The 18,361-nt window shown below is 64.6% G+C and carries 17 protein-coding genes and 1 tRNA gene; 11 read left to right on the top strand and 7 right to left on the bottom strand.

Annotated elements, in window-relative coordinates; all coding sequences use genetic code 11:
* Positions 1 to 132 precede the first annotated feature (132 nt).
* A complete protein-coding gene (locus tag HG718_RS13780; protein WP_160587177.1) occupies positions 133 to 549 on the top strand; it encodes a winged helix-turn-helix transcriptional regulator in 417 nt (138 codons plus the stop codon).
* A gap of 28 nt (positions 550 to 577) precedes the next feature.
* On the opposite strand, the gene HG718_RS13775 is transcribed toward HG718_RS13780, so the two are convergent.
* Genes HG718_RS13775 through HG718_RS13765 form a run of 3 tightly spaced genes read right to left on the bottom strand, consistent with a single transcriptional unit; the run spans position 578 to position 5,134 of the window.
* Complete coding sequence (locus HG718_RS13775; RefSeq protein WP_160587176.1) at positions 578 to 1,879, bottom strand: autotransporter outer membrane beta-barrel domain-containing protein; 1,302 nt, start codon at positions 1,877 to 1,879, stop codon at positions 578 to 580.
* 59 nt (positions 1,880 to 1,938) lie between these two features.
* Complete coding sequence (locus tag HG718_RS13770) at positions 1,939 to 2,757, bottom strand: outer membrane lipoprotein-sorting protein (RefSeq protein WP_160587175.1); 819 nt, start codon at positions 2,755 to 2,757, stop codon at positions 1,939 to 1,941.
* Positions 2,732 to 5,134: an efflux RND transporter permease subunit gene (locus HG718_RS13765; protein ID WP_160587174.1), complete on the bottom strand. Its 2,403-nt coding sequence runs from the start codon at positions 5,132 to 5,134 to the stop codon at positions 2,732 to 2,734. The genes HG718_RS13770 and HG718_RS13765 overlap by 26 nt, the downstream gene beginning before the upstream one ends.
* Before the next feature lie 86 nt (positions 5,135 to 5,220).
* Here HG718_RS13765 and HG718_RS13760 point away from each other — a divergent pair, with 86 nt between their 5' ends.
* Positions 5,221 to 5,664 (top strand): MarR family winged helix-turn-helix transcriptional regulator, encoded by a 444-nt coding sequence (locus HG718_RS13760; RefSeq protein WP_160587173.1) that lies wholly within the window; start codon positions 5,221 to 5,223, stop codon positions 5,662 to 5,664.
* Positions 5,665 to 5,734: 70 nt separating this feature from the next.
* Here HG718_RS13760 and HG718_RS13755 read toward each other — a convergent pair.
* Positions 5,735 to 5,809: transfer RNA gene (locus HG718_RS13755), tRNA-Gly, on the bottom strand.
* Positions 5,810 to 6,145: 336 nt separating this feature from the next.
* Here HG718_RS13755 and trxA point away from each other — a divergent pair.
* From trxA to HG718_RS13730, 5 genes are read left to right on the top strand one after another with little or no spacing between them, the layout of a single operon-like run.
* The gene (gene trxA, locus HG718_RS13750; RefSeq protein WP_160587172.1) at positions 6,146 to 7,105 is read left to right on the top strand and encodes a thioredoxin; all 960 of its coding nucleotides are present in this window, start codon (positions 6,146 to 6,148) and stop codon (positions 7,103 to 7,105) included.
* Between the two features lie 59 nt (positions 7,106 to 7,164).
* Positions 7,165 to 7,848: an LON peptidase substrate-binding domain-containing protein gene (locus HG718_RS13745; RefSeq protein WP_160587171.1), complete on the top strand. Its 684-nt coding sequence runs from the start codon at positions 7,165 to 7,167 to the stop codon at positions 7,846 to 7,848.
* A 26-nt stretch (positions 7,849 to 7,874) separates the two neighbouring features.
* Positions 7,875 to 8,108 (top strand): Trm112 family protein, encoded by a 234-nt coding sequence (locus HG718_RS13740; protein WP_160587170.1) that lies wholly within the window; start codon positions 7,875 to 7,877, stop codon positions 8,106 to 8,108.
* An 8-nt stretch (positions 8,109 to 8,116) separates the two neighbouring features.
* On the top strand, positions 8,117 to 8,494 hold the full coding sequence (locus HG718_RS13735) for a gamma-butyrobetaine hydroxylase family protein (RefSeq protein ID WP_160587169.1): 378 nt from the start codon (positions 8,117 to 8,119) through the stop codon (positions 8,492 to 8,494).
* A 47-nt stretch (positions 8,495 to 8,541) separates the two neighbouring features.
* Entirely contained in the window at positions 8,542 to 8,991 is a 450-nt protein-coding gene (locus tag HG718_RS13730; RefSeq protein ID WP_160587168.1) for an HIT domain-containing protein, read from the top strand.
* A gap of 4 nt (positions 8,992 to 8,995) precedes the next feature.
* Here HG718_RS13730 and HG718_RS13725 read toward each other — a convergent pair whose 3' ends face one another.
* Positions 8,996 to 10,264 (bottom strand): FAD-dependent monooxygenase, encoded by a 1,269-nt coding sequence (locus tag HG718_RS13725; RefSeq protein ID WP_160587167.1) that lies wholly within the window; start codon positions 10,262 to 10,264, stop codon positions 8,996 to 8,998.
* A gap of 101 nt (positions 10,265 to 10,365) precedes the next feature.
* Between HG718_RS13725 and HG718_RS13720 the strand changes: the two genes are divergently transcribed.
* Complete coding sequence (locus tag HG718_RS13720; RefSeq protein WP_160587166.1) at positions 10,366 to 11,724, top strand: amidase; 1,359 nt, start codon at positions 10,366 to 10,368, stop codon at positions 11,722 to 11,724.
* Positions 11,725 to 11,781: 57 nt separating this feature from the next.
* Here the strand turns inward: HG718_RS13720 and HG718_RS13715 are convergent, their stop codons facing one another.
* Complete coding sequence (locus tag HG718_RS13715; RefSeq protein WP_205345646.1) at positions 11,782 to 14,088, bottom strand: PQQ-dependent dehydrogenase, methanol/ethanol family; 2,307 nt, start codon at positions 14,086 to 14,088, stop codon at positions 11,782 to 11,784.
* 418 nt (positions 14,089 to 14,506) lie between these two features.
* Between HG718_RS13715 and HG718_RS13710 the strand changes: the two genes are divergently transcribed.
* The 3 genes from HG718_RS13710 (at position 14,507) to HG718_RS13700 (ending at position 17,865) form a co-directional block, all read left to right on the top strand.
* Positions 14,507 to 14,845 carry a P-II family nitrogen regulator gene (locus tag HG718_RS13710; RefSeq protein WP_027845714.1) on the top strand — a complete coding sequence of 113 codons (339 nt, stop codon included), beginning with the start codon at positions 14,507 to 14,509 and terminating at the stop codon, positions 14,843 to 14,845.
* A 28-nt stretch (positions 14,846 to 14,873) separates the two neighbouring features.
* Complete coding sequence (locus HG718_RS13705) at positions 14,874 to 16,208, top strand: ammonium transporter (RefSeq protein WP_027845715.1); 1,335 nt, start codon at positions 14,874 to 14,876, stop codon at positions 16,206 to 16,208.
* 391 nt (positions 16,209 to 16,599) lie between these two features.
* Positions 16,600 to 17,865, top strand: coding sequence for an ammonium transporter (locus HG718_RS13700; protein ID WP_244617636.1), 1,266 nt, complete (start codon positions 16,600 to 16,602; stop codon positions 17,863 to 17,865).
* Here HG718_RS13700 and HG718_RS13695 read toward each other — a convergent pair.
* The gene (locus tag HG718_RS13695) at positions 17,862 to 18,260 is read right to left on the bottom strand and encodes a hypothetical protein (RefSeq protein WP_160587165.1); all 399 of its coding nucleotides are present in this window, start codon (positions 18,258 to 18,260) and stop codon (positions 17,862 to 17,864) included. The genes HG718_RS13700 and HG718_RS13695 overlap by 4 nt on opposite strands.
* Between the last annotated feature and the right edge of the window lie 101 nt (positions 18,261 to 18,361).

The raw sequence follows: 18,361 nt of genomic DNA, 5'->3' as shown, positions 1-18,361 counted from the left end.
CAAGCGACCTAGCATGGAGGTTTTCGGATGCACAAGACTTTTCTGGTCGGGCGGCTGAAAATCCGCACAATCCACCCGCCCCGGCAGCGCCGCAGCACTTGATTTGGAACGAAGAAAACGCAGCTAAGCCCCATGACCGAGCCCAGCACTCTCAAGCAAAGATCGTCCTGCCCGCTCGCCAGCTCGCTGGACCTGCTAGGCGACAAGTGGACCCTCCTGATCGTGCGCGACCTGATCTATTTCGGCCCCAGCACCTTCAAGAAGTTCACCCAGTCCGCCGAACACATTCAGACCAACACGCTGACCGACCGCCTGAAGAAGCTGGAAGATCATGGCATCATCGAAAAGCGGCCTTATCAGGAGCGTCCGGTGCGCTACGAATATGCGCTTACCGACAAGGGCCTCTCCCTCATCCCGGTCATGAAGGCGCTCACCCTCTGGGGCCAGAAACACATCGATGCGACGGAAACAATCGTCGCCACCGAAAACGGCGTCGAGAAAATGACCCGCCCCGTTTCCGTCGACCCTGCCCTGCTGCTCGACAGCTAGAGGCGGCGCGTAGCGCTAAAACCCGGCTTTAAAATCCATAGGTCACAGCCAGGGTCACCCGGTCTGCCTCACCGAACTGGCCGAATAGGCCCTGCCGGTTGCCATAAAAGACATCCGCGCCCGCAGCCAGTGTCACAGCGTCTGTGAGCTTGTACGTCGCGCCGAGCTGCACCAGCCCGTCTCCCTGGTTCAGGCTCTGCAGCAACAGCCCCTCCACCTCCACGGTGTCATTGAGGAACTCCTGCCGCACCAGCAGGCTCGCGGTGCCCGTCACCTGATCGCGCACAAGCCCCGGCGCATCATCGGTCAGCACACCCGCAAAGACCTGCCCGCTCACCAGCAGGTCCGCGTCCACCTGATAATCAAGACCGATGACACCACTGGCCTCACCTGTCTCGAAAATACCATCCGTGTCCTGAGGATCATTTGTAAGGACAAACCTGTCCGTCACATAGCCGATTTCGGCCCGCACCGTCGCCTTGCCGAAGGCATTCGAGACAGACCCGCCGGTCAGCAAGGTGCGTTCATAGTCCGGCGTCACCGTCACGGCCTGCGGCGTCCGCGCCTGCCGCAGCACCTGCCCGTCGCCATAGGCATAAAGCGCGTTGACCGACCAGTCCCAGCCATCGCTGAACCCCGTCAGACGCACCCCGTAATCATCATCCACGATCAGCCTGTCCGGCCTGTCCGCCTCGGCAAACCGCACAGCCTGCCCCGGCTGGGGCCTGATCTGCGGCCGCAGCAGCGGCGAGGTCACGGCATAGGTGCCGTCCGCCGGCACCTCGTCATAGCTGTGGTCGGGGATCCATAGGAACTGCGCCGTCACACCGCCGAAACTGCGCTCCGCATTGACCATCCACAGCGGGATGCGGCGGTCTTCGAAGTCCCCCATGATGAACTCGCGGAAGCTCAGCGGGTTGACCTGGTCGAGCACCCGCAACCCGTCGGCCTGGCCCCACACCACCTGCTGCTTGCCGGCCCGGACAAACCACTGACCCGCGTAAATATCCGCATAGGCCTCCCGCAACTCGAGATCCGTCGTGTCACCGATGAACAGCCGCCGATTGACCGGCGACCGGAACCCGTCCTGCGGGCCGGGGTCGCCCGGCTCCAGCTCATCGGCTGCGTCAATCCGCAGCCGGCCAATCACCGTCCAGCTGATCTCGGGTGTCACCTCGCCGGAAAGCTCCGGCTCCACCAGAAGCTCACCAAGCTGAACATCGCCGTCTTCAATCTCGATGGCCGTCCGCAGGGTGGCTTCCCCCCGCAGCTCAAGCCCGGAAGATGCCGCGCGCGCCACACCGCCCGGCAGGGCGGCAGCGGCAATCACCGCCCCCGCCCAGGCCACGCAAGCAGCACTGGCCCCTGGTGAATGTGGGAAACGCCGGGTCATAGGCCGCGCCGCAACCGGGCCTGGCTGAACAGGCTCTCCGGGACGTCCGCCTCATAGTCGGTCCCGGAGAAGCTGATCCGCGAGCTGTGACCCGTCTTGTGGTTTTCCGCCAGAAGCTGCGTTGTGGTGATGAAACCGTCGATGATCTCAACCCCTTCAATCGTCACCGTGCGGGCCAGATTGCCGTTCTGGTCATAATAAACCGTCTTGCGGCTGAGCTGCATCTCAGGGTCGACACGCCAGACCACGCGGCTTACCCCCAGCTCACGGGCCACAGCATCTGTGGACGGCACGCCTTCCACCACAAGCAGCTCCCGCCCGTCGACCATCTCCGTGCCCTTCGCGGTAAAGACATAGTCGGATGCCTCCACCTTCTGCTCCTTCTTGATTTCTTCATAGGTGAAGTCCGTACCCAGAAAGAAATCACCCCGGTCTGATGCCGAGATTCGCCGCACCTTGCGCAGCGCCGGCAGATAGAGCCACTGGTCGTCATCGATGGACGGGTCCGGATAGTCGAAGGTCAGAAACCCCGTCCCGCGCACCCGCGTCGGCTCCGTATAGAAAATGATCGTCCGTTTCTCCTCGCCGAAATAGCGCCGGTAGGCGTGTGTTTCCTCCCGCCGCGTATCGCCCTGGCGGTTGGTGAGTTCCAGCGTGAAGTTGCGCGTGACTTGCACACCATCGGGACGCGCATTGACCATGGCAATGATCTCATCCCCGGTCATGGCGTCCTGTGCACCGGCCTGCAGGCCAGGGGCAGACGATGCCGTGGCAGCGATGACGGCAGCACTAAGCAGTTTGAGGGCAGGACGCATGGGCGGCCTCCTTCGGTTCGGGCGCAAGCAGCGCTTTCGGTTTCAGAAGAGTGACAAGAGCCGGCAGCAGCGTGACGGAAGCGATGAACGCGACGCTGACAGCAACAGCAACCAGGCTGCCGAACTTGATCAGCGGCGGCACGTCCGACGTCATCAGGACACCGAAGCCGCCGGCAACGGCAATGAAGTTGAAAAACAGCGCCCGGCCCGTCTCCGGATAAAGCGCCATCAGCGCCTGCGGCCCGAGACCTTCGCTGCGGCCGATATCCCTGATCCGGTCCAGCGCGTGGATCGCAAAGTCGATGGAGAGGCCGATGGCGATCGCCGCAAACATCGACGTGCCGACCCCAAGCGGGATCCCCGCAAACCCCATGACCGCATAGACCAGCAGCACCGACAGCCCCACCGGCATCGCCGCGAGAAGCCCCGCCGTCAGCGACCGGAACACGATGATGGCCGCAACGGTAACAGCCACAAAGGCCAGCAGCACCGACAGCAATGTCGACTGGTCGATCCCGCGCACCCAGTAATAGTTCACCGTGATCCGGCCCGTGGCTGTCGCCGTGGCAGCCTCGTCGTTGAAGGTCGTGCGCAGATAGTCCTCGAGCGCCGGAACGATCTCTTTATTGTTCGTATACTGACCGGTTGACACCTGAGCCCGCACCAGCGCGCGCTGATAGTCAAAGTCCACTTCCTCTTCAAAGTCGGTCGGGTCAGCGCTGGCGCCATAGAGGAAGAACAGCTGCGCCACGAGATCCGCATCATCCGGAATGGTGTAGAAATCAGGCCGGCCTTCATTCACGGCCCGGTGCAGCTGCTTCACATAATCCACAATGGACGTGGTGCCGCCGACGCCTTCAAGGCTTTCCATGAAGACCTGCAGCGCCTCGATCCGCCGCAGCATCTCCGGGTCATAAAGCCCGCCCGGCCGCGACGTCTCTATCAGCACGTCGAGATTGTAGATCCCGTCCGTATCCGCATTGATTGCCTTGTCAGCCATATAGACCGGTTCGGACGGCTTGAAGTTTTCGATGCGGTCCTCATTGACGACCAGCTGCGAGGCCCCCGCCAGGGCAACCAAGGTGAGCACCCCGCCTGCGGCCACCACGGGCTTGGGTGATGCCAGGACCACGCGCCCCAGCGCCGTCATCAGCCGCTCTGCAGCGTTACGCCGCTGCGTCCCGTCCTTGCGCTGCCCGAACGGATAGGGGATCCGCCGCGTCGGCCACACCGTCAGAAGCGCCGGCAGGAGCGTCATCGAATAAAGCCAGGCCAGCGCCACACCCAGCGCGCCGAACAGGCCGAACGCGCTGATCGGCGGCATGACGGAGCTGGCGGACAACGCCAGAAAGCCCGCAACCGTGGTGATGGTGGTCAGCGTCACCGGACGCCACATCTGCGCCATCGCCCGCGCCACCGCATTGCGTTTGCTGATCGCCGGATCATCCCGCAGCACGGTGTAATAGGCCGACAGGATATGGATCGAATCCGCAACCGCGATGCCGATCAGATTGACCACCAGCCCGTTGGTGATGACAAAGAAGGACGTGCCCGACGCCGCCATCAGGCCGAAACTGCCAAGCACCGTCGCCAGCACGATGATGTTGGGAAGAATGGCCGCCCGCAGGCTCACAAAAGCAACCAGCAGCACAATGGTGATGATGAGCCCCGCCATCGGGTTGAGCCGGCTGGCATCATTGTCGATATAGGTCGACAGATACCCCGCCACGGCACCTTCCCCGGCCACATGCACCTGCGTGCCCTCGGGAATGGTCTCAGCCGCCACAAGCGCCATCACCGCGTCATAAGCAGCGGTTGCCAGGTCATCATCAAGGATCTCGGCGATGATCAGGGTCGCTGTGCCGCGCCGACCCACAAGCCCGCCCTGATAAAGCGGAAAATCGGCAATCGCTGCGCTGACTTCCTCGGCCCGCGCCCGGGTTCCCAGCGGTGCTTGAAAGCCTTCCGTATCCGGATCAAGAAACCCCTCAACGATCAGCCCGTCTTCGGTGCCGACGATGTTGTTTTCGGTCGCCAGGCTCACCACCCGGTCAGGGTCCACCTGCGGCAGCCGCTCCACCGCCCGCGTCAGGCGCTCCACCAGCGCCAGATTGTCCGGCGTGAACACCCCGTCCTCGCCGCGATTGATCACCGCGATCACAATCGGGTCCGTCAGCCCGAAGATCTCTTCAACCCGCTCCTTGTAGACAAGCGCCGGCTCATCCGCGTCGATGAACGCGTCCGCCGACGTGTCCTTGGTGAGCATGGGCAGCGACATCGCCGTGGCTGCGATCAGCGCAACGCCTGCTAGCAGCACCAGCCACCAATAGCGCAGCGCGCCCTCAAAAAATCTCTCTGCTCTCGATATGCCGGTCATGCCGCCCCGATCCCAACTGCGTGATACTGTGTCATGAAGTGTATATACACGTTGTGAGACGACCTTCAAGCGTGTATTTACACTTAATGGACACCGAACAGATCATCGAGGATGTGGGCGACCGCTGCCTGGCCCTGCGCGCGCTGAGCACCGCCCGCGCCGTTACCCGGCGCTATGACACAGCGCTCAGGCAGAGCGGTCTCACCATCACCCAGTTCACCCTGCTGATCTCGATCGCCCGGCTGAAGCCTGTCGCCATCTCGGCGCTGGCGGACGTCCTGTCGATGGAACGCACGTCTTTGTCCCGCAACCTGAAACCGCTTGAGGCCGCGGGCCTGGTTGAACGCATGACCGAGACCTCTGGCCGCGCCAAACCGATCCGCATCACCGATGCCGGCCGCAAAAAGCTCGAAGAGGCCTACCCCATGTGGATCAAGGCCCAGCAGGCAACCGAGGAAAAACTGACAGACTCGGCTCAAAGCGTCAGCGACACGCTCTACACCTTGCGTGGTGAAGGGCCGCGCTACTAGACACGCAGGGTCTGGCGCACATCCGCAGCTATACCTGCGAATGTGAAACGAATACCGGTTGTAGGAGAATTGGAGCGGGCGATGAGATTCGAACTCACGACCCCAACCTTGGCAAGGTTGTGCTCTACCCCTGAGCTACGCCCGCTCTGACGCTGGCCTGAAAGGCCGGACGGGCAGCAAGGCCCGTCTCAAGGGAGCGGTGTTATTGCGCAAGATGTGCGCGAATGCAAGTGGCTCAATGCACCGGAACTGCGAAAAAGTGCGCCCTCCCGGCCTCCGGGCGAGCCGTTCCCCGTCCCTCAGCGCTCTGGTGCGCGCCCCGTGCCGTGCTAGGGTAGCCAAAAGGGTCCCCATGCCCATATCTAGGGTCCGGAAAGGGCCGCCTTCCGGCGAAATTCGCGCCGGATATGGCCCCATCGACCGACAAGCACACCGACAGGACAGCCGGGCACACCCGACAGGCCCGGCAGGAGCAGTTTGAATGAGTGACAGTCTCGGCGCCACCGGCCCCCAGGGCCTTCAGGGCAGCGCACAGGGCGCAGGCAGCGCGGCACCGGCCGCCGGCGACCTGATCAAGGACACAACGACCCAGACCTTCGCCGCCGACGTGCTGGAAGCCAGCATGCAGACGCCGGTCATCGTCGACTTCTGGGCGCCCTGGTGCGGCCCGTGCAAGCAGCTCACCCCGATCATCGAAAAGGTGGTGCAGCAGGCACAGGGCGCCGTGAAGCTCGTGAAGATGAATATCGACGAGCACCCGGAAGTGGCCCAGCAGCTGCGCGTGCAGTCGATCCCCGCCGTCTTCGCCTTCAAGAACGGCCAGCCGGTGGACGGCTTCATGGGTGCCCTGCCGGAAAGCCAGGTAAAGCGCTTCGTCGAGGCGCTTGCCGGCGGCGCGCTGGCCCCCACCCAGGCCGAACAGATGCTCGAGGCCGGCCAGGCCGCGCTGGATGCAGGCGACATCGGCGCAGCCGCCCAGGCCTTTGCCGCCGTCCTGCAGGAAGACCGCGAAAACCCCAAGGCCATCGCCGGCCTCGCCCGCTGCTACATCGAAAGCGGCGACCATGACCGGGCGGCCGAAGTGCTCGGCCTTGCCGAGGGCAAGCTTGCCGAAGACCCGGATGTGAAGGGCGCCGCAGCCGCCCTAGAGGTGGCCCGCTCAGGTGCTGCAACCGCGAATGACGATCTCGCCCCGCTCCAGGCCGCCGTCGAGGCGGATCCCGCCAACCACCAGGCCCGCTTTGACCTCGCCGTGGCGCTGAACGCCGCCGGCGACCGGGAAGGCGCGACCGACCACCTGGTGGAAATCGTCCGCCGGGAACGTAAATGGAATGACGAAGCGGCCCGCGAGCAGCTCGTGCAGTTCTTCGAAGCCTGGGGCCCGATGGACGACGCCACCAAGGCCGGCCGGCGCAAGCTGTCCGCCGTCCTGTTCAGCTGACCGCACCCGATTGAAGCCGCCCGCCACGCGGGCGCAGCAAGAGCGACCAGAAAGGCATTATGGCCTCCCGTTACCAGACCCTCACGGACCTGCCGGCAACCCTGCCGGTCTTTCCCCTGGGCGGCGCCCTGCTGCTGCCCCGTGGCGTGCTGCCGCTCAACATCTTCGAGCCCCGCTACCTCGCCATGGTGGATGCGGCCCTGAGGTCCGGCGACCGGCTGATCGGCATGGTGCAGCCGAAAAGCCCCGGTGCCATGTTCGGCGAGGGAGATGCGAGCGCCAGCCCGGACATCCACGACGTCGGCTGCGCGGGCCGCATCACCGCCTTCAACGAGACCGATGACGGCCGCATCCTGATGACGCTGACCGGCATCTGCCGCTTCCGGGTGGTGGAGGAACTCAACGCGGTAACGCCCTTCCGCCAGGTCCGCGCCGATTTCACCCCCTTCGCCAATGATCTAGCCGCAGGGTCCGGCGAGCTGGACGTGGACCGCGACGGCTTGCTCGATATCCTGCGCCGCTATCTTGATGCCAACGGCCTGCAGGCCGATTGGGACGCCATCGACCGCTCCTCCAACGAAGCGCTGGTTAACTCCCTGTGCATGATTTCGCCCTTTGGCCCGCAGGAAAAGCAGGCCATGCTGGAGGCGGAGACGCTCGAGCACCGCAACCAGATTTTGATTGCCCTGGCCGAGATGGCGCTGGCACAAACCCAGACTGACGACGAAACACCGCTGCAATAAAGCGCGGCCCTTCAAGGAACCGACCCATGTCCGACACCACCGCAGCTGACAGCACCCTGCACGCCGCAGCCGGCGAAGTGGATCCCAAGCTCCTGGAAATCCTGGTGTGCCCGGTCACCCGCGACACCCTGGCCTTCGACAAGGACAAGCAGGAACTCATCAGCAAGGCAGCCCGCCTGGCCTATCCGGTCCGCGACGGCATCCCCATCATGCTGCCGGAAGAAGCCCGCGAGCTGACCGACGAAGAAGCAGGCGCCTGAGGCCCGCGATGAGCGGCACCGGCCGATCAGGAGCGCGCCCCTGGCCCACGGACATTTCGCTCAAGAAGAGCGAACGCACCCTGACCGTCACCTTTGACGACGGAGCAATGTTCACCCTGCCGGCCGAGTTGCTGCGCGTGGAAAGCCCCTCCGCCGAGGTCCAGGGCCATGGCGCCGGCCAGAAAAAAACCGTGCCCGGCAAGCGCAACGTGGCGATCACCAATGTCGAGCCAGTCGGCACCTACGCCCTGCGCATCATCTTTTCCGATGGACACGATTCAGGCCTGTTCACCTGGGACTACCTCTACGAGTTGGGCCGTGACGCTGACGCCAAGATGCACGCCTACCTGCTCGACCTGAAAGCCAAGGGCTTGAGCCGCGATTGATCGGCGCCGATAGTTTCCCGGTTGCTGCACCGCATAGGGGGACCGTCATGCTGTCACGGATCAAATGGCCGCTCATTGCCCTGGCCGCCTTCGCCATCGGGACACTTGATCCCCTGAGCTGGATCTTCTGGCGGGCCGCTGAATGGCGTCTACCAGCGATCAAGACCGAAAGCCTGTCACAGCCAAGCCCCTTCGAAACGATCCCGCGTGACAAATGGGTGGCCGAAACCGACAACGCCTTCGTCATCCAGGACATCAGCCCGCAAGGCCCGGTCCACCTTCTGGTGATCCCCAAGAAGCGCTACTTCTCGCTGGCAGATGCACCACCGGCAATCCGTGCTGAAATGATCAACCTCGCGGTCCGCATGGCGGAAGAGCACGGCGTGGCACAGTCAGGCTACCGGCTTGTCATCAACACCAACCCGCAGGGCGGCCAAACCGTCTATCACGCGCACATCCACATAATCGGCGGACGGCAAATGGGCTGGCTGGGCTGAAACGTCAGGCTGCCTTGCCGTCCGGGCCGCGGCCCTGCATCAGGCTCGGCAGCTCACCCACCGCCCCCGCCGCCTGGCGCATGAACAGCCGCCGGGCCGGGCCGAAGCGGTTGACGAGGCCGAGCCCGAGGTCACGTGCGAGCCGCAGCGGGCCGATATCATTCGAGAACAGACGATTGAGCCCGTCGGTCATCACGGCCAGCGCCGTGCTGTCGAACCGCCGCCAGCGCTGATACCGGTCCAGCACTGTCAGCGCCCCGATATCAAGGCCCACCTTGCGGGCCTCGATCAGCACATCGGCCAGCGCCGCCACATCGCGCATGCCAAGATTGTAGCCCTGCCCGGCCAGCGGGTGGATGCCATGGGCGGCGTCCCCCACCAGCGCCAGCCGCGGGCGGACATAGTCACGCGACAGCTGCAATGACAGCGGATAGGACCAGCGCGGGCCCTCAGGCGCGCAATGGCCCAGATAGGTGCCGAACCGGTTCTGCGCTTCCGCTGCAAAGCCCGCATCATCCAGCGCCATGATCGCCTTGGCGATATCGGTCTTTTCCGTCCACACCAGCGATGACCGGTTGCCGGTCATCGGCAGCACTGCAAAGGGACCGCCGGGCAGGAAATATTCCTGCGCCACACCCTCATGCGGCTTGTCGTGCACCATGGTGGTGACGATGCCCATCTGGTCGTAGGACCAGCCAATGGTCTTGATGCCGGCAGCCTCGCGCACCGGGCTGCCGCGCCCGTCCGCCGCCACACACAGGCTCGCGGTCAGCACCCGGCCATCGGCAAGCGTCACCGCCACATGGCCCGGCTCATAGGCAACACCGGACACCGCCATCGGGGCGATCAGCTCGATCGCGTCACATGCCTCAACAGCGCCCTGCAGCGCCTCGCGCAGATGGCGGTTCTCGACGAAATGGCCAAGCGGCGCGTCGCCCGTTTCGTCGGCGATCTCGGCGGCGGCGAAATGCAGGAACATCGGCGACGCGCCTTCGCGCACCTTGCCGTCCGTCACCAGGATATCGTTGATCGGCTGCTCGCGTCCCTCAAGCCGCGTCGCTATGCCCAGCGCCTCGAACATCCGCCAGGACGCATAGGCAATCGACGAGTTGCGCCCGTCATAGGCGACACCCACGACCTTCGCCGGGTCCAGCGCGTCGACGACGATCACCTTGAACGGTGTCCCCGCCGCACCGCTGGCCAGCGCCAGCGCCGCCGTAAGCCCCACAAGACCGCCCCCGGCGATCACCACATCTGCATCAAGCCTGCTCATGGGGGGAAAGGTGGCGGAGAGACCCGCATCCGGCAAGCCCAAAGCACCGGCGGCGCGCAATCCCGTGGCGAAATGTCCCGCCAGCCCCTAGGCTGCGCGCCATGAGTGACCCCATCCCCCTATCCGCCCTCGACCTTGCCCGCGCCATCGCCTCAGGCAGGACCGACGCGCGCGATGCCACCGAAGCCTTCATTGCCGAAATCGAGGCCGGCGACCCGGACGCGCATGTCTTCTATGTGCGCACCTTCGCCCGCGCCCGCGCCGAAGCGGCCGCTGCCCATGACCGCGCCACACGCGGGCTGCCCCGCTCGCCCCTTGATGGGGTTCCGCTCTCATGGAAGGACCTGTTCGACAGCGCCGGTGATGAGTGCCGCGCCGGCTCCGCCATGCTGGCGGGCCGCACACCGACCCGCGATGCCCTGGCCCTGCGGCGGCTGGGGGCCGGCGGCACGGTCTGCCTGGGCAAGACCGCGATGACCGAACTGGCCTTTTCGGGCCTCGGCATCAATCCGGTGCTCGGCACCCCGGCCAACCCGCATGATAGGGCGACCGCGCGCGTACCCGGCGGCTCGTCATCCGGCGCAGGCGCAAGCCTCGCCCGCGGCATGTGCGCTGCGGCGATGGGGACCGATACCGGCGGCTCCGTCCGCATTCCCGCGGCATGGAACGGCGTCGTCGGCTTCAAACCGAGCCATGGCACAACACCCCTCGACGGCGTTGTCCCCCTGTGCCCGAGCCTCGATACCATCGGCCCGCTGACCCGCAGCGTCGCCGATGCTGCCGCCATCTGGAGCCTCCTCACAGGCCACGCAGATCCGCTGGCATCTCAGCTGCGACTGTCGGACAGCAGGCTCCTCGTTCCCGACGCGATCGTCTTCGATGAGTGCGACCCCGGCATTGCCGAAACCGTGCAGGCGGCCCTTGCCGCCATCGCCCGTGCAGGCGCCGAAATTACCCACGCAGACCTGCCGGCCCTTGCGCGCATGAACGCCCTCACCTGGGAGCGCGGCCTGTCCCTGCCCGCCGTCGAGGCATGGTCCATCTGGCAGGAGAAGATAACCGCCAGGGGCGAGCTCATGTACCCGCCGGTACGCAAGCGCTTTGAGGGCGGGGCGGCACCCACCGCAGCGGAGGCCTGGACACTCGTCCGTGAACGGAAAATCATCCGCGGGGAGTTCATCGAGGCCATGGCCGGCTTTGATGCCGTTGCCCTGCCCGCCATCCCCATCGACCCGCCGCCAATTGACGCCCTCGCCGACGGCGGCCCCGCCTATGACCGTGCCAACCGGCTTGCCCTGCGCAACACCACCCTCGGCAACCAGCTTGATCTGTGCGCCATCACCCTGCCCTGCGGCACCAGCAGGGCAGGCCTGCCGGTCGGCCTCATGCTGATGGCCCCGAAGGGCCACGATGCCCGCCTGCTGCAGCTGGCCCGGGCCGTCGAGGCAGTCCTGTCCTGAAACGAAAACGGGCGCCGGATTGCTCCGGCGCCCGCTTCTTTTTCCGTGAATGGACGATTATCCGCCGTTCTGGCCTTCCTGTGCGGCCAGCGCTGCCTTCCGGTCCTCGCGGGCCCGGGCAACGATGTAGCCATACATCAGGTCAAACTCTTCGTCCGTGTGCAGGTCCGAGAACTTGGCCATGCCCGAATGGGCAAGAATGCCGTTGGCGACGATGTCCTTGAAATTGGCATGCACGCCTTCGGACATGTAGCGCAGATCCGGTGCCACACCCGGCGACACGGCGAGCGCGCCGTGGCACAGGGCGCAGGTGCCCATAAACAGCTGGCCGCCCTTGCGGATCTCCATGGCCGAGAGCTGCACATCGGTCGGCGGCTCGGGAATGTCGAGATTCTTCTCGATCACTTCCGGGTACTCCGCCTCGCCGCCAAGCTTGAAAACCAGCAGACGGCCCTCATTGCCATAACGCGCCGCCGACGCCGTGCGGGCGTCACCGGCCGTGATGGCCGCGCCACCCCAGCCCAGCAGCACCGCCACAAATTGCTCCCCATCCACCGCATAGGTGATGGGCGGCGCAATGATGCCGGTCTTGGTTTCGATCTCCAGCAGCTGCTCGCCATTGTCAGCGCGATAGGCGCGGAACTTGCCGTCGCCCGTGCCCTGGAACACGAGATTGCCCGCCGTGGTCAGCACGCCGCCGTTCCAGTGATCCGTATGGACCACCGCCCAGGCTTCCTTCTGCTTCACCGGGTCCCAGGCTTTCAGCACGCCGCGGTTATACGGCAGGTCACCTTCCGCCTCGAGCGTCCGGATGATCTCGTCGTAATAGGCATCCCACTTCATGCCGGTGTTCCACCACCGCTCCTGGATCTCATAGCTCTCATACGCGTCCGCGTAGATGCCGAAGGTCTCCATGGCGGGGATGTACACAAGGCCCGTGTCCGGGTTGTAGGCCATCGGGTGCCAGTTGTGCCCGCCGATGGCGCCCGGCAACACGACCTGCGTCTGGTCCTTGTAGTTGGATTCAGGCGTTTCCACCGGACGGCCCGTTTCCATGTCCACATGGGATGCCCAGGTCACCAGCGTATACTTCTCCGCGGAGATGAGTTCGCCCGTCACCCGGTCCAGCACATAGAAGAACCCGTTCTTCGGGGCCTGCATCGCCACCTTGCGCATATCGCCGTCGATTTCCATGTCGGCGAGAATGATGTGCTGCGTGGCCGTGTAGTCCCATGTGTCGCCCGGCGTGGTCTGGTAATGCCACTTGAGCTCACCCGTATCCGGGTTCACAGCCAGGATCGACGACAGGTAGAGATTGTCACCGCCGCCCGGCGAGCGCACATAGCGCGCCCAGGGCGAGCCGTTGCCGACGCCCACATAAAGCGTGTTGAGTTCGGCGTCATAGACCATGGAATCCCAGGTCGTGCCGCCGCCGCCGACTTCCCACCACGGCGGGCCGTCATAGCCTTCGCCCATCGACCAGGTGTCCATCGCGGCTTCCAGGTGCGGGTTCTCAACCGGCTCGTCCGGGTTGCCCGGCACCGTGTAGAAGCGCCACAGCTCTTCGCCGGTATTGGCGTCATAGGCAGTGAAGTAGCCGCGCACGCCCAGCTCCGCGCCGCCATTGCCGATAATGACCTTGCCGTTGATCACGCGCGGTGCGCCGGTGATCGTGTAGGGCGGCGTGTTGTTGACCGTGTCCACCTGCCAGATCGGCGTGCCTGTCTTGGCGTCCAGCGCATGCAGGCGGCCGTCGAAGGAGGCCACATAGACCTTGCCTTCCCACACGGCCACGCCGCGGTTGACCACGTCACAGCAGCCATAGCGGCCCCACTCGCCCGGCACTTTCGGGTCGAACATCCACAGCTCTTCGCCGGTGCGCGCGTCAATCGCATGGGTCACGCCCCAATTGCCGGTCACGAACATGTAGCCGTCCACGACGATCGGCGAGGCCTCAAGACCACGCGTCGTATACATCTCGTAGGACCATGCGAGCCCCAGCTCATCCACATTGTCCGCATTGACCTGGGTGAGCGGCGAGTAGCGCTGCTCGGAGTAGGTGCGGCCGTGCGACAGCCAGTTCTGTGGCTCGCTATCGGCGGCAACGATCCGCGCCTTGGTGATCTGTGTTGCCTCCTCAATTGAGGGAACAGCAGCAGCGGCGGCTGCGTCGGCCCCAGCCTCTTGGGCCCCGGCCTCTTCGGAAGCGGGTGTGTCAGCCGTCTGATCCATCTCGGCCGGCGCGGGCGCTGTCCCCGTCGACCCGCCGGGACCCAGCGCAAGTGCTGACACGATGAAGACCGCGCCAATGGCAAGACCGGCCATGGCTGGGGTCACCGACCCCGGGCCCTTCCAGTAACTCATTCGTTTCCCCTCCCTGGGGTTTTCTTGCGGCGGTCCCGTTGCCCGGGCCTGCCGTTTGGCGTCGCCACCGGCGGCCCGGCGGCGCTTTTCTAGGAAATCAAGACGAAACCTAGCGCGATGATTAGGCCGGGAAAAGCTGAAGCAGACCGCAGTCTAGCCAGTACGCATAAAAAATAGGCATTGAAGCATCAATGCCCAAATAATGTGCATAAACAGGCATCATCTGCCGCTCTTTGAGTCATCGGCGATTCAAAACTGCCCTACGAATCAACAGCTTAGGCATTTTCTGCCGGTTTGGCACGCTTCATGAGTCCTTAACCGCACCTGGGGGGCTGGGACGTGCCTCGAAGCGCGTTTTCTCCGGGACACAAACCACCGGCCAAACAGAAAACGGCCAAACGATGCGAAGGAGGCCCAAGTGAAACTCGTAATGGCAGTCATCAAGCCGTTCAAACTGGACGAAGTCCGCGAGGCACTGACCTCGCTCGGCGTCCAGGGTCTGACGGTGACGGAAGTAAAGGGCTTCGGGCGGCAAAAGGGCCACACCGAAGTCTATCGCGGCGCGGAATACGCCGTGAGCTTCCTGCCGAAACTCAAAGTCGAAGTCGTCATCAAGGACGAGCAGGTCGACCAGGTCGTGGACTCGATCGCGTCCAACGCCAAGACCGGCCAGATCGGCGACGGCAAGATCTTCGTTTACCCGATCGATCAAGTCATGCGCATCCGCACCGGCGAGACCGACGGCGACGCCCTCTAGAAGATTTCGTGTGAGAGGAGAAATCTGAATGGACAACCTGAAGAAATACTGGGGCATCGCCGTTGCGGCAGCCCTGACAGGCGTGATGCTGGTGGACCCGGCACTCGCGCAGGAAGAGGCTCCGCCGTCGACCTCGCCGGAAGAAGCCTATTTCGTATTCAACACGCTGCTGTTCCTGATCGGCGGCTTCCTGGTCATGTGGATGGCGGCCGGTTTCGCCATGCTGGAAGCGGGTCTCGTCCGCTCCAAGAACGTGGCCATGCAGTGCACTAAGAACATTGCCCTCTTCTCCATTGCCGGTCTGATGTACTGGCTGGTGGGCTACAACCTCATGTATGACGGCGTCGACGGTGGCTATCTCGGCTCCTTCACATGGTTCTCGCACCCGGCTCACGATGCCGAGGATCTCACCTACGCAGCAGGCACGTCCGACTGGTTCTTCCAGATGGTGTTCTGCGCAACCACCGCGTCCATCGTGTCCGGTACGGTTGCCGAGCGCATCAAGCTGTGGCCGTTCCTGATCTTCGTGGCGATCCTTACCGGCTTCATCTACCCGATCCAGGCGTCCTGGCAGTGGGGCGGTGGCTGGCTCTCCGAGATGGGTTTCTCGGACTTCGCGGGTTCCACCCTCGTGCACTCCACCGGCGGCTGGGCCGCTCTGGTTGGTGCCATCATCCTCGGCGCCCGCACCGGCAAGTACGGTCCGGACGGCCAGATCAACGCGATCCCGGGTTCGTCCCTGCCGCTCGCCACGCTGGGTACTTTCATCCTGTGGCTCGGCTGGTTCGGCTTCAACGGCGGTTCGCAGCTTGCCCTCGGCACGCTGGGTGACGCCTCTGACGTGAGCCGCATCTTCGCCAACACCAACATCGCCGCTGCTGCAGGCTGTGTTGTGGCGATGATCCTTACCCAGGTCGTCTACAAGAAGGTTGACCTGACCATGGCGCTGAACGGTGCCCTGGCCGGTCTGGTGTCCATCACCGCCGAACCGCTGGCCCCGACCTTCGCCATGGCTGCCATCATCGGCGGCATCGGCGGCGTGATCGTGGTCTTCACGGTGCCGCTCCTTGATCGCCTGCACATCGATGATGTGGTCGGCGCCATCCCGGTCCACCTGCTGGCCGGTATCTGGGGCACCATGGCCGTGCCGCTGACGAACACGGACACGAACTTCGTGACCCAGTTCATCGGTGTGGCCTCCATCGGCGCCTTCGTGGTGGTGGCAAGCCTGGTCTTCTGGCTGGTGCTCCGCTTCACCATCGGCATCCGGGCCACCTCCGAGGAAGAGTTCGACGGTCTCGACCGCGCCGAGCTTGGCCTCGAGGCCTACCCGGAATTCGGCCGCGGGTCTCAGACCATCTAACGCTCTCGCACCGGGCAGCCTTCGGGCCGCCCGGTGCTCCTGTTGTTTTCCCTCGCCCGCTTCTGGCCTGTCTCCCTTGGACGGCCGCGTGAACGGGCAACCTCCCACCTTCAGGGCCTGGCGGATCACCGCCGGGCCCTTTTTTTATTGCCTAAGGAACAGGCGCTCTGCCTAGATTTGCTGCCTCAAAAATAGGCGCACAGCCATTGGGCAGCCTGCCGCCCGCATGGGCGCTCTGGCGTTAACCTGTTGTTAGCCCTAGGCTTTCGCTGCCTGTCATTTGGGCTGGCACAGCACTTGAGTGCGCAAGCCATCTTCAACACCCACGACCTGCCGCAAAACCGGCCATCCAAGGCCCGTATGGCAGCACCCGCCTGGAGGGGAAAGACCCATGGGAGACCTTGATCCGGCCACCGTGTCCACGGTGATGACCGGCGCAGACGTATTCTTTGTGCTGATTGGCGCCATCCTCGTGTTCGCCATGCATGGCGGCTTCGCATTCCTCGAAGTCGGCACCGTGCGCCGCAAGAACCAGGTGAACGCCCTGGTGAAGATCCTGGTGGATTTCTCCATCTCCACCATCGCCTACTTCTTCGTCGGCTTCGCCGTCGCCTATGGCACCACTTTCTTCTTCTCCGCCGCCGTGCTGTCCGGCAATGCGCCGGGTCCGGACGGTGTCGCCTTCGCAGCCTCCGGCCTCGACCTTGTGAAGTTCTTCTTCCTGGCGACCTTCGCCGCCGCCATCCCGGCGATCATCTCCGGCGGCATCGCCGAGCGCGCCAAATTCTGGCCGCAGGCCATGGCCACCGCCATCATCGTCGGCCTCCTTTACCCCTTCTTCGAAGGTCTGATCTGGGGCGGCAATTATGGTCTCCAGGCCTTCTTTGAAAACAATCTCGGCGCCCCCTTCCACGACTTCGCGGGCTCCGTCGTGGTGCATGCGGTCGGCGGCTGGATCGCCCTGGGCGCCATTCTGGTGCTTGGGCCGCGCATCGGCCGCTACCGCCCGGGCCACCCCAACGCACAGGGCATTCCGCCGTCCAACATTCCCTGGCTCGCCATGGGCTCCTGGATGCTGTGCATCGGCTGGTTCGGCTTCAATGTCATGACCGCGGGCTCGCTCGAAGGCGTGTCCGGGCTTGTCGCCCTCAACTCGCTGATGGCCATGGTCGGCGGCGTCGTGGCGGCCCTAATCGCCGGCCGCAATGACCCGGGCTTCGTGCATAACGGTGCGCTGGCCGGTCTCGTCGCTGTCTGCGCCGGATCAGACGTCATGCATCCCATCGGCTCGCTGGTCACCGGCGGTGTCGCAGGCGCTCTCTTCGTCATCACCTTCCAGCTGGCCCAGAACCGCTGGAAGATCGACGACGTGCTGGGTGTCTGGCCGCTGCACGGCCTGTGCGGCGCCTGGGGCGGCATCGCCTGCGGCATCTTCGGGCTCGAGGCCCTCGGCGGCCTTGGCGGTGTCACCTTCGGCGCCCAGCTCGTCGGCACGGCCCTGGGCGCCGCCTATGCGCTCATCGTCGGCTACGCGGTCTATTTGCTGCTCAACGCGGTGATGGGCATCCGCCTCACCGAAGAGGACGAAGCCCGCGGTGCCGACCTCGCAATCCACCAGATCTCCGCCTATCCGGAAGAAGATCTGTCGGCCCGCTAGGCAACCGGCAGGATCGTCCTGCCCCCACACACATCAAGGCTCGGGCGCGCAATCGCCCGGGCCTTTTTCATGGGCCGCTCCCGGCGCACCGGCACGGCAGCCACATCCTTGCGGGCAAAAACACCCGCCCGCCGGTGACAGGCAACAGCCCGCCGCTCAGCCACCGCGCGCTGGAGCCGCAGACCACCGCCCAGCACGCTCCCAGCCGCAAACAGCCCGCCATCCACCGCCAGCGCTTCGGCGATGGTCAGCCCGGCCGCCACGCAGCCGCTGAGGATGAAGATCGACCCGAAAGCTGAGACAAAGACGAGGAGCCCCGCAACATGCATCAGCCAGTCAGCCGGCCCATGCCCCGCGCGCGGGGAAAAAGAGATCGGTGTTGCAGACGGTCGCATGGTCGTGCCTCCCGGATCTGCGGACCCTGCTCCTCACGGAAAGCGAGAGATGCAGCGTGCCCATGCCAGAAGCCTAGAGGTCACCGCCTGCCAGACCGCTG

Source organism: Pyruvatibacter mobilis, from assembly GCF_012848855.1.
GTDB classification, from domain to species: Bacteria; Pseudomonadota; Alphaproteobacteria; order CGMCC-115125; family CGMCC-115125; genus Pyruvatibacter; species Pyruvatibacter mobilis.
The sequence above is the reverse complement of the archived record's forward strand: the minus strand, read 5'-3'. Positions and strand labels throughout refer to the sequence as shown.

Bases quoted from the DNA above. Each gene is read 5' to 3' on its own strand.
- HG718_RS13780 (WP_160587177.1), top strand. From the start codon at position 133: ATGACCGAGCCCAGCACTCTCAAGCAAAGATCGTCCTGCCCGCTCGCC.
- HG718_RS13770 (WP_160587175.1), bottom strand. From the start codon at position 2,757: ATGCGTCCTGCCCTCAAACTGCTTAGTGCTGCCGTCATCGCTGCCACG.
- HG718_RS13765 (WP_160587174.1), bottom strand. From the start codon at position 5,134: ATGACCGGCATATCGAGAGCAGAGAGATTTTTTGAGGGCGCGCTGCGC.
- HG718_RS13760 (WP_160587173.1), top strand. From the start codon at position 5,221: ATGGACACCGAACAGATCATCGAGGATGTGGGCGACCGCTGCCTGGCC.
- trxA (WP_160587172.1), top strand. From the start codon at position 6,146: ATGAGTGACAGTCTCGGCGCCACCGGCCCCCAGGGCCTTCAGGGCAGC.
- HG718_RS13745 (WP_160587171.1), top strand. From the start codon at position 7,165: ATGGCCTCCCGTTACCAGACCCTCACGGACCTGCCGGCAACCCTGCCG.
- HG718_RS13740 (WP_160587170.1), top strand. From the start codon at position 7,875: ATGTCCGACACCACCGCAGCTGACAGCACCCTGCACGCCGCAGCCGGC.
- HG718_RS13735 (WP_160587169.1), top strand. From the start codon at position 8,117: ATGAGCGGCACCGGCCGATCAGGAGCGCGCCCCTGGCCCACGGACATT.
- HG718_RS13730 (WP_160587168.1), top strand. From the start codon at position 8,542: ATGCTGTCACGGATCAAATGGCCGCTCATTGCCCTGGCCGCCTTCGCC.
- HG718_RS13725 (WP_160587167.1), bottom strand. From the start codon at position 10,264: ATGAGCAGGCTTGATGCAGATGTGGTGATCGCCGGGGGCGGTCTTGTG.
- HG718_RS13720 (WP_160587166.1), top strand. From the start codon at position 10,366: ATGAGTGACCCCATCCCCCTATCCGCCCTCGACCTTGCCCGCGCCATC.
- HG718_RS13715 (WP_205345646.1), bottom strand. From the start codon at position 14,088: ATGAGTTACTGGAAGGGCCCGGGGTCGGTGACCCCAGCCATGGCCGGT.
- HG718_RS13705 (WP_027845715.1), top strand. From the start codon at position 14,874: ATGGACAACCTGAAGAAATACTGGGGCATCGCCGTTGCGGCAGCCCTG.
- HG718_RS13700 (WP_244617636.1), top strand. From the start codon at position 16,600: ATGGGAGACCTTGATCCGGCCACCGTGTCCACGGTGATGACCGGCGCA.
- HG718_RS13695 (WP_160587165.1), bottom strand. From the start codon at position 18,260: ATGCGACCGTCTGCAACACCGATCTCTTTTTCCCCGCGCGCGGGGCAT.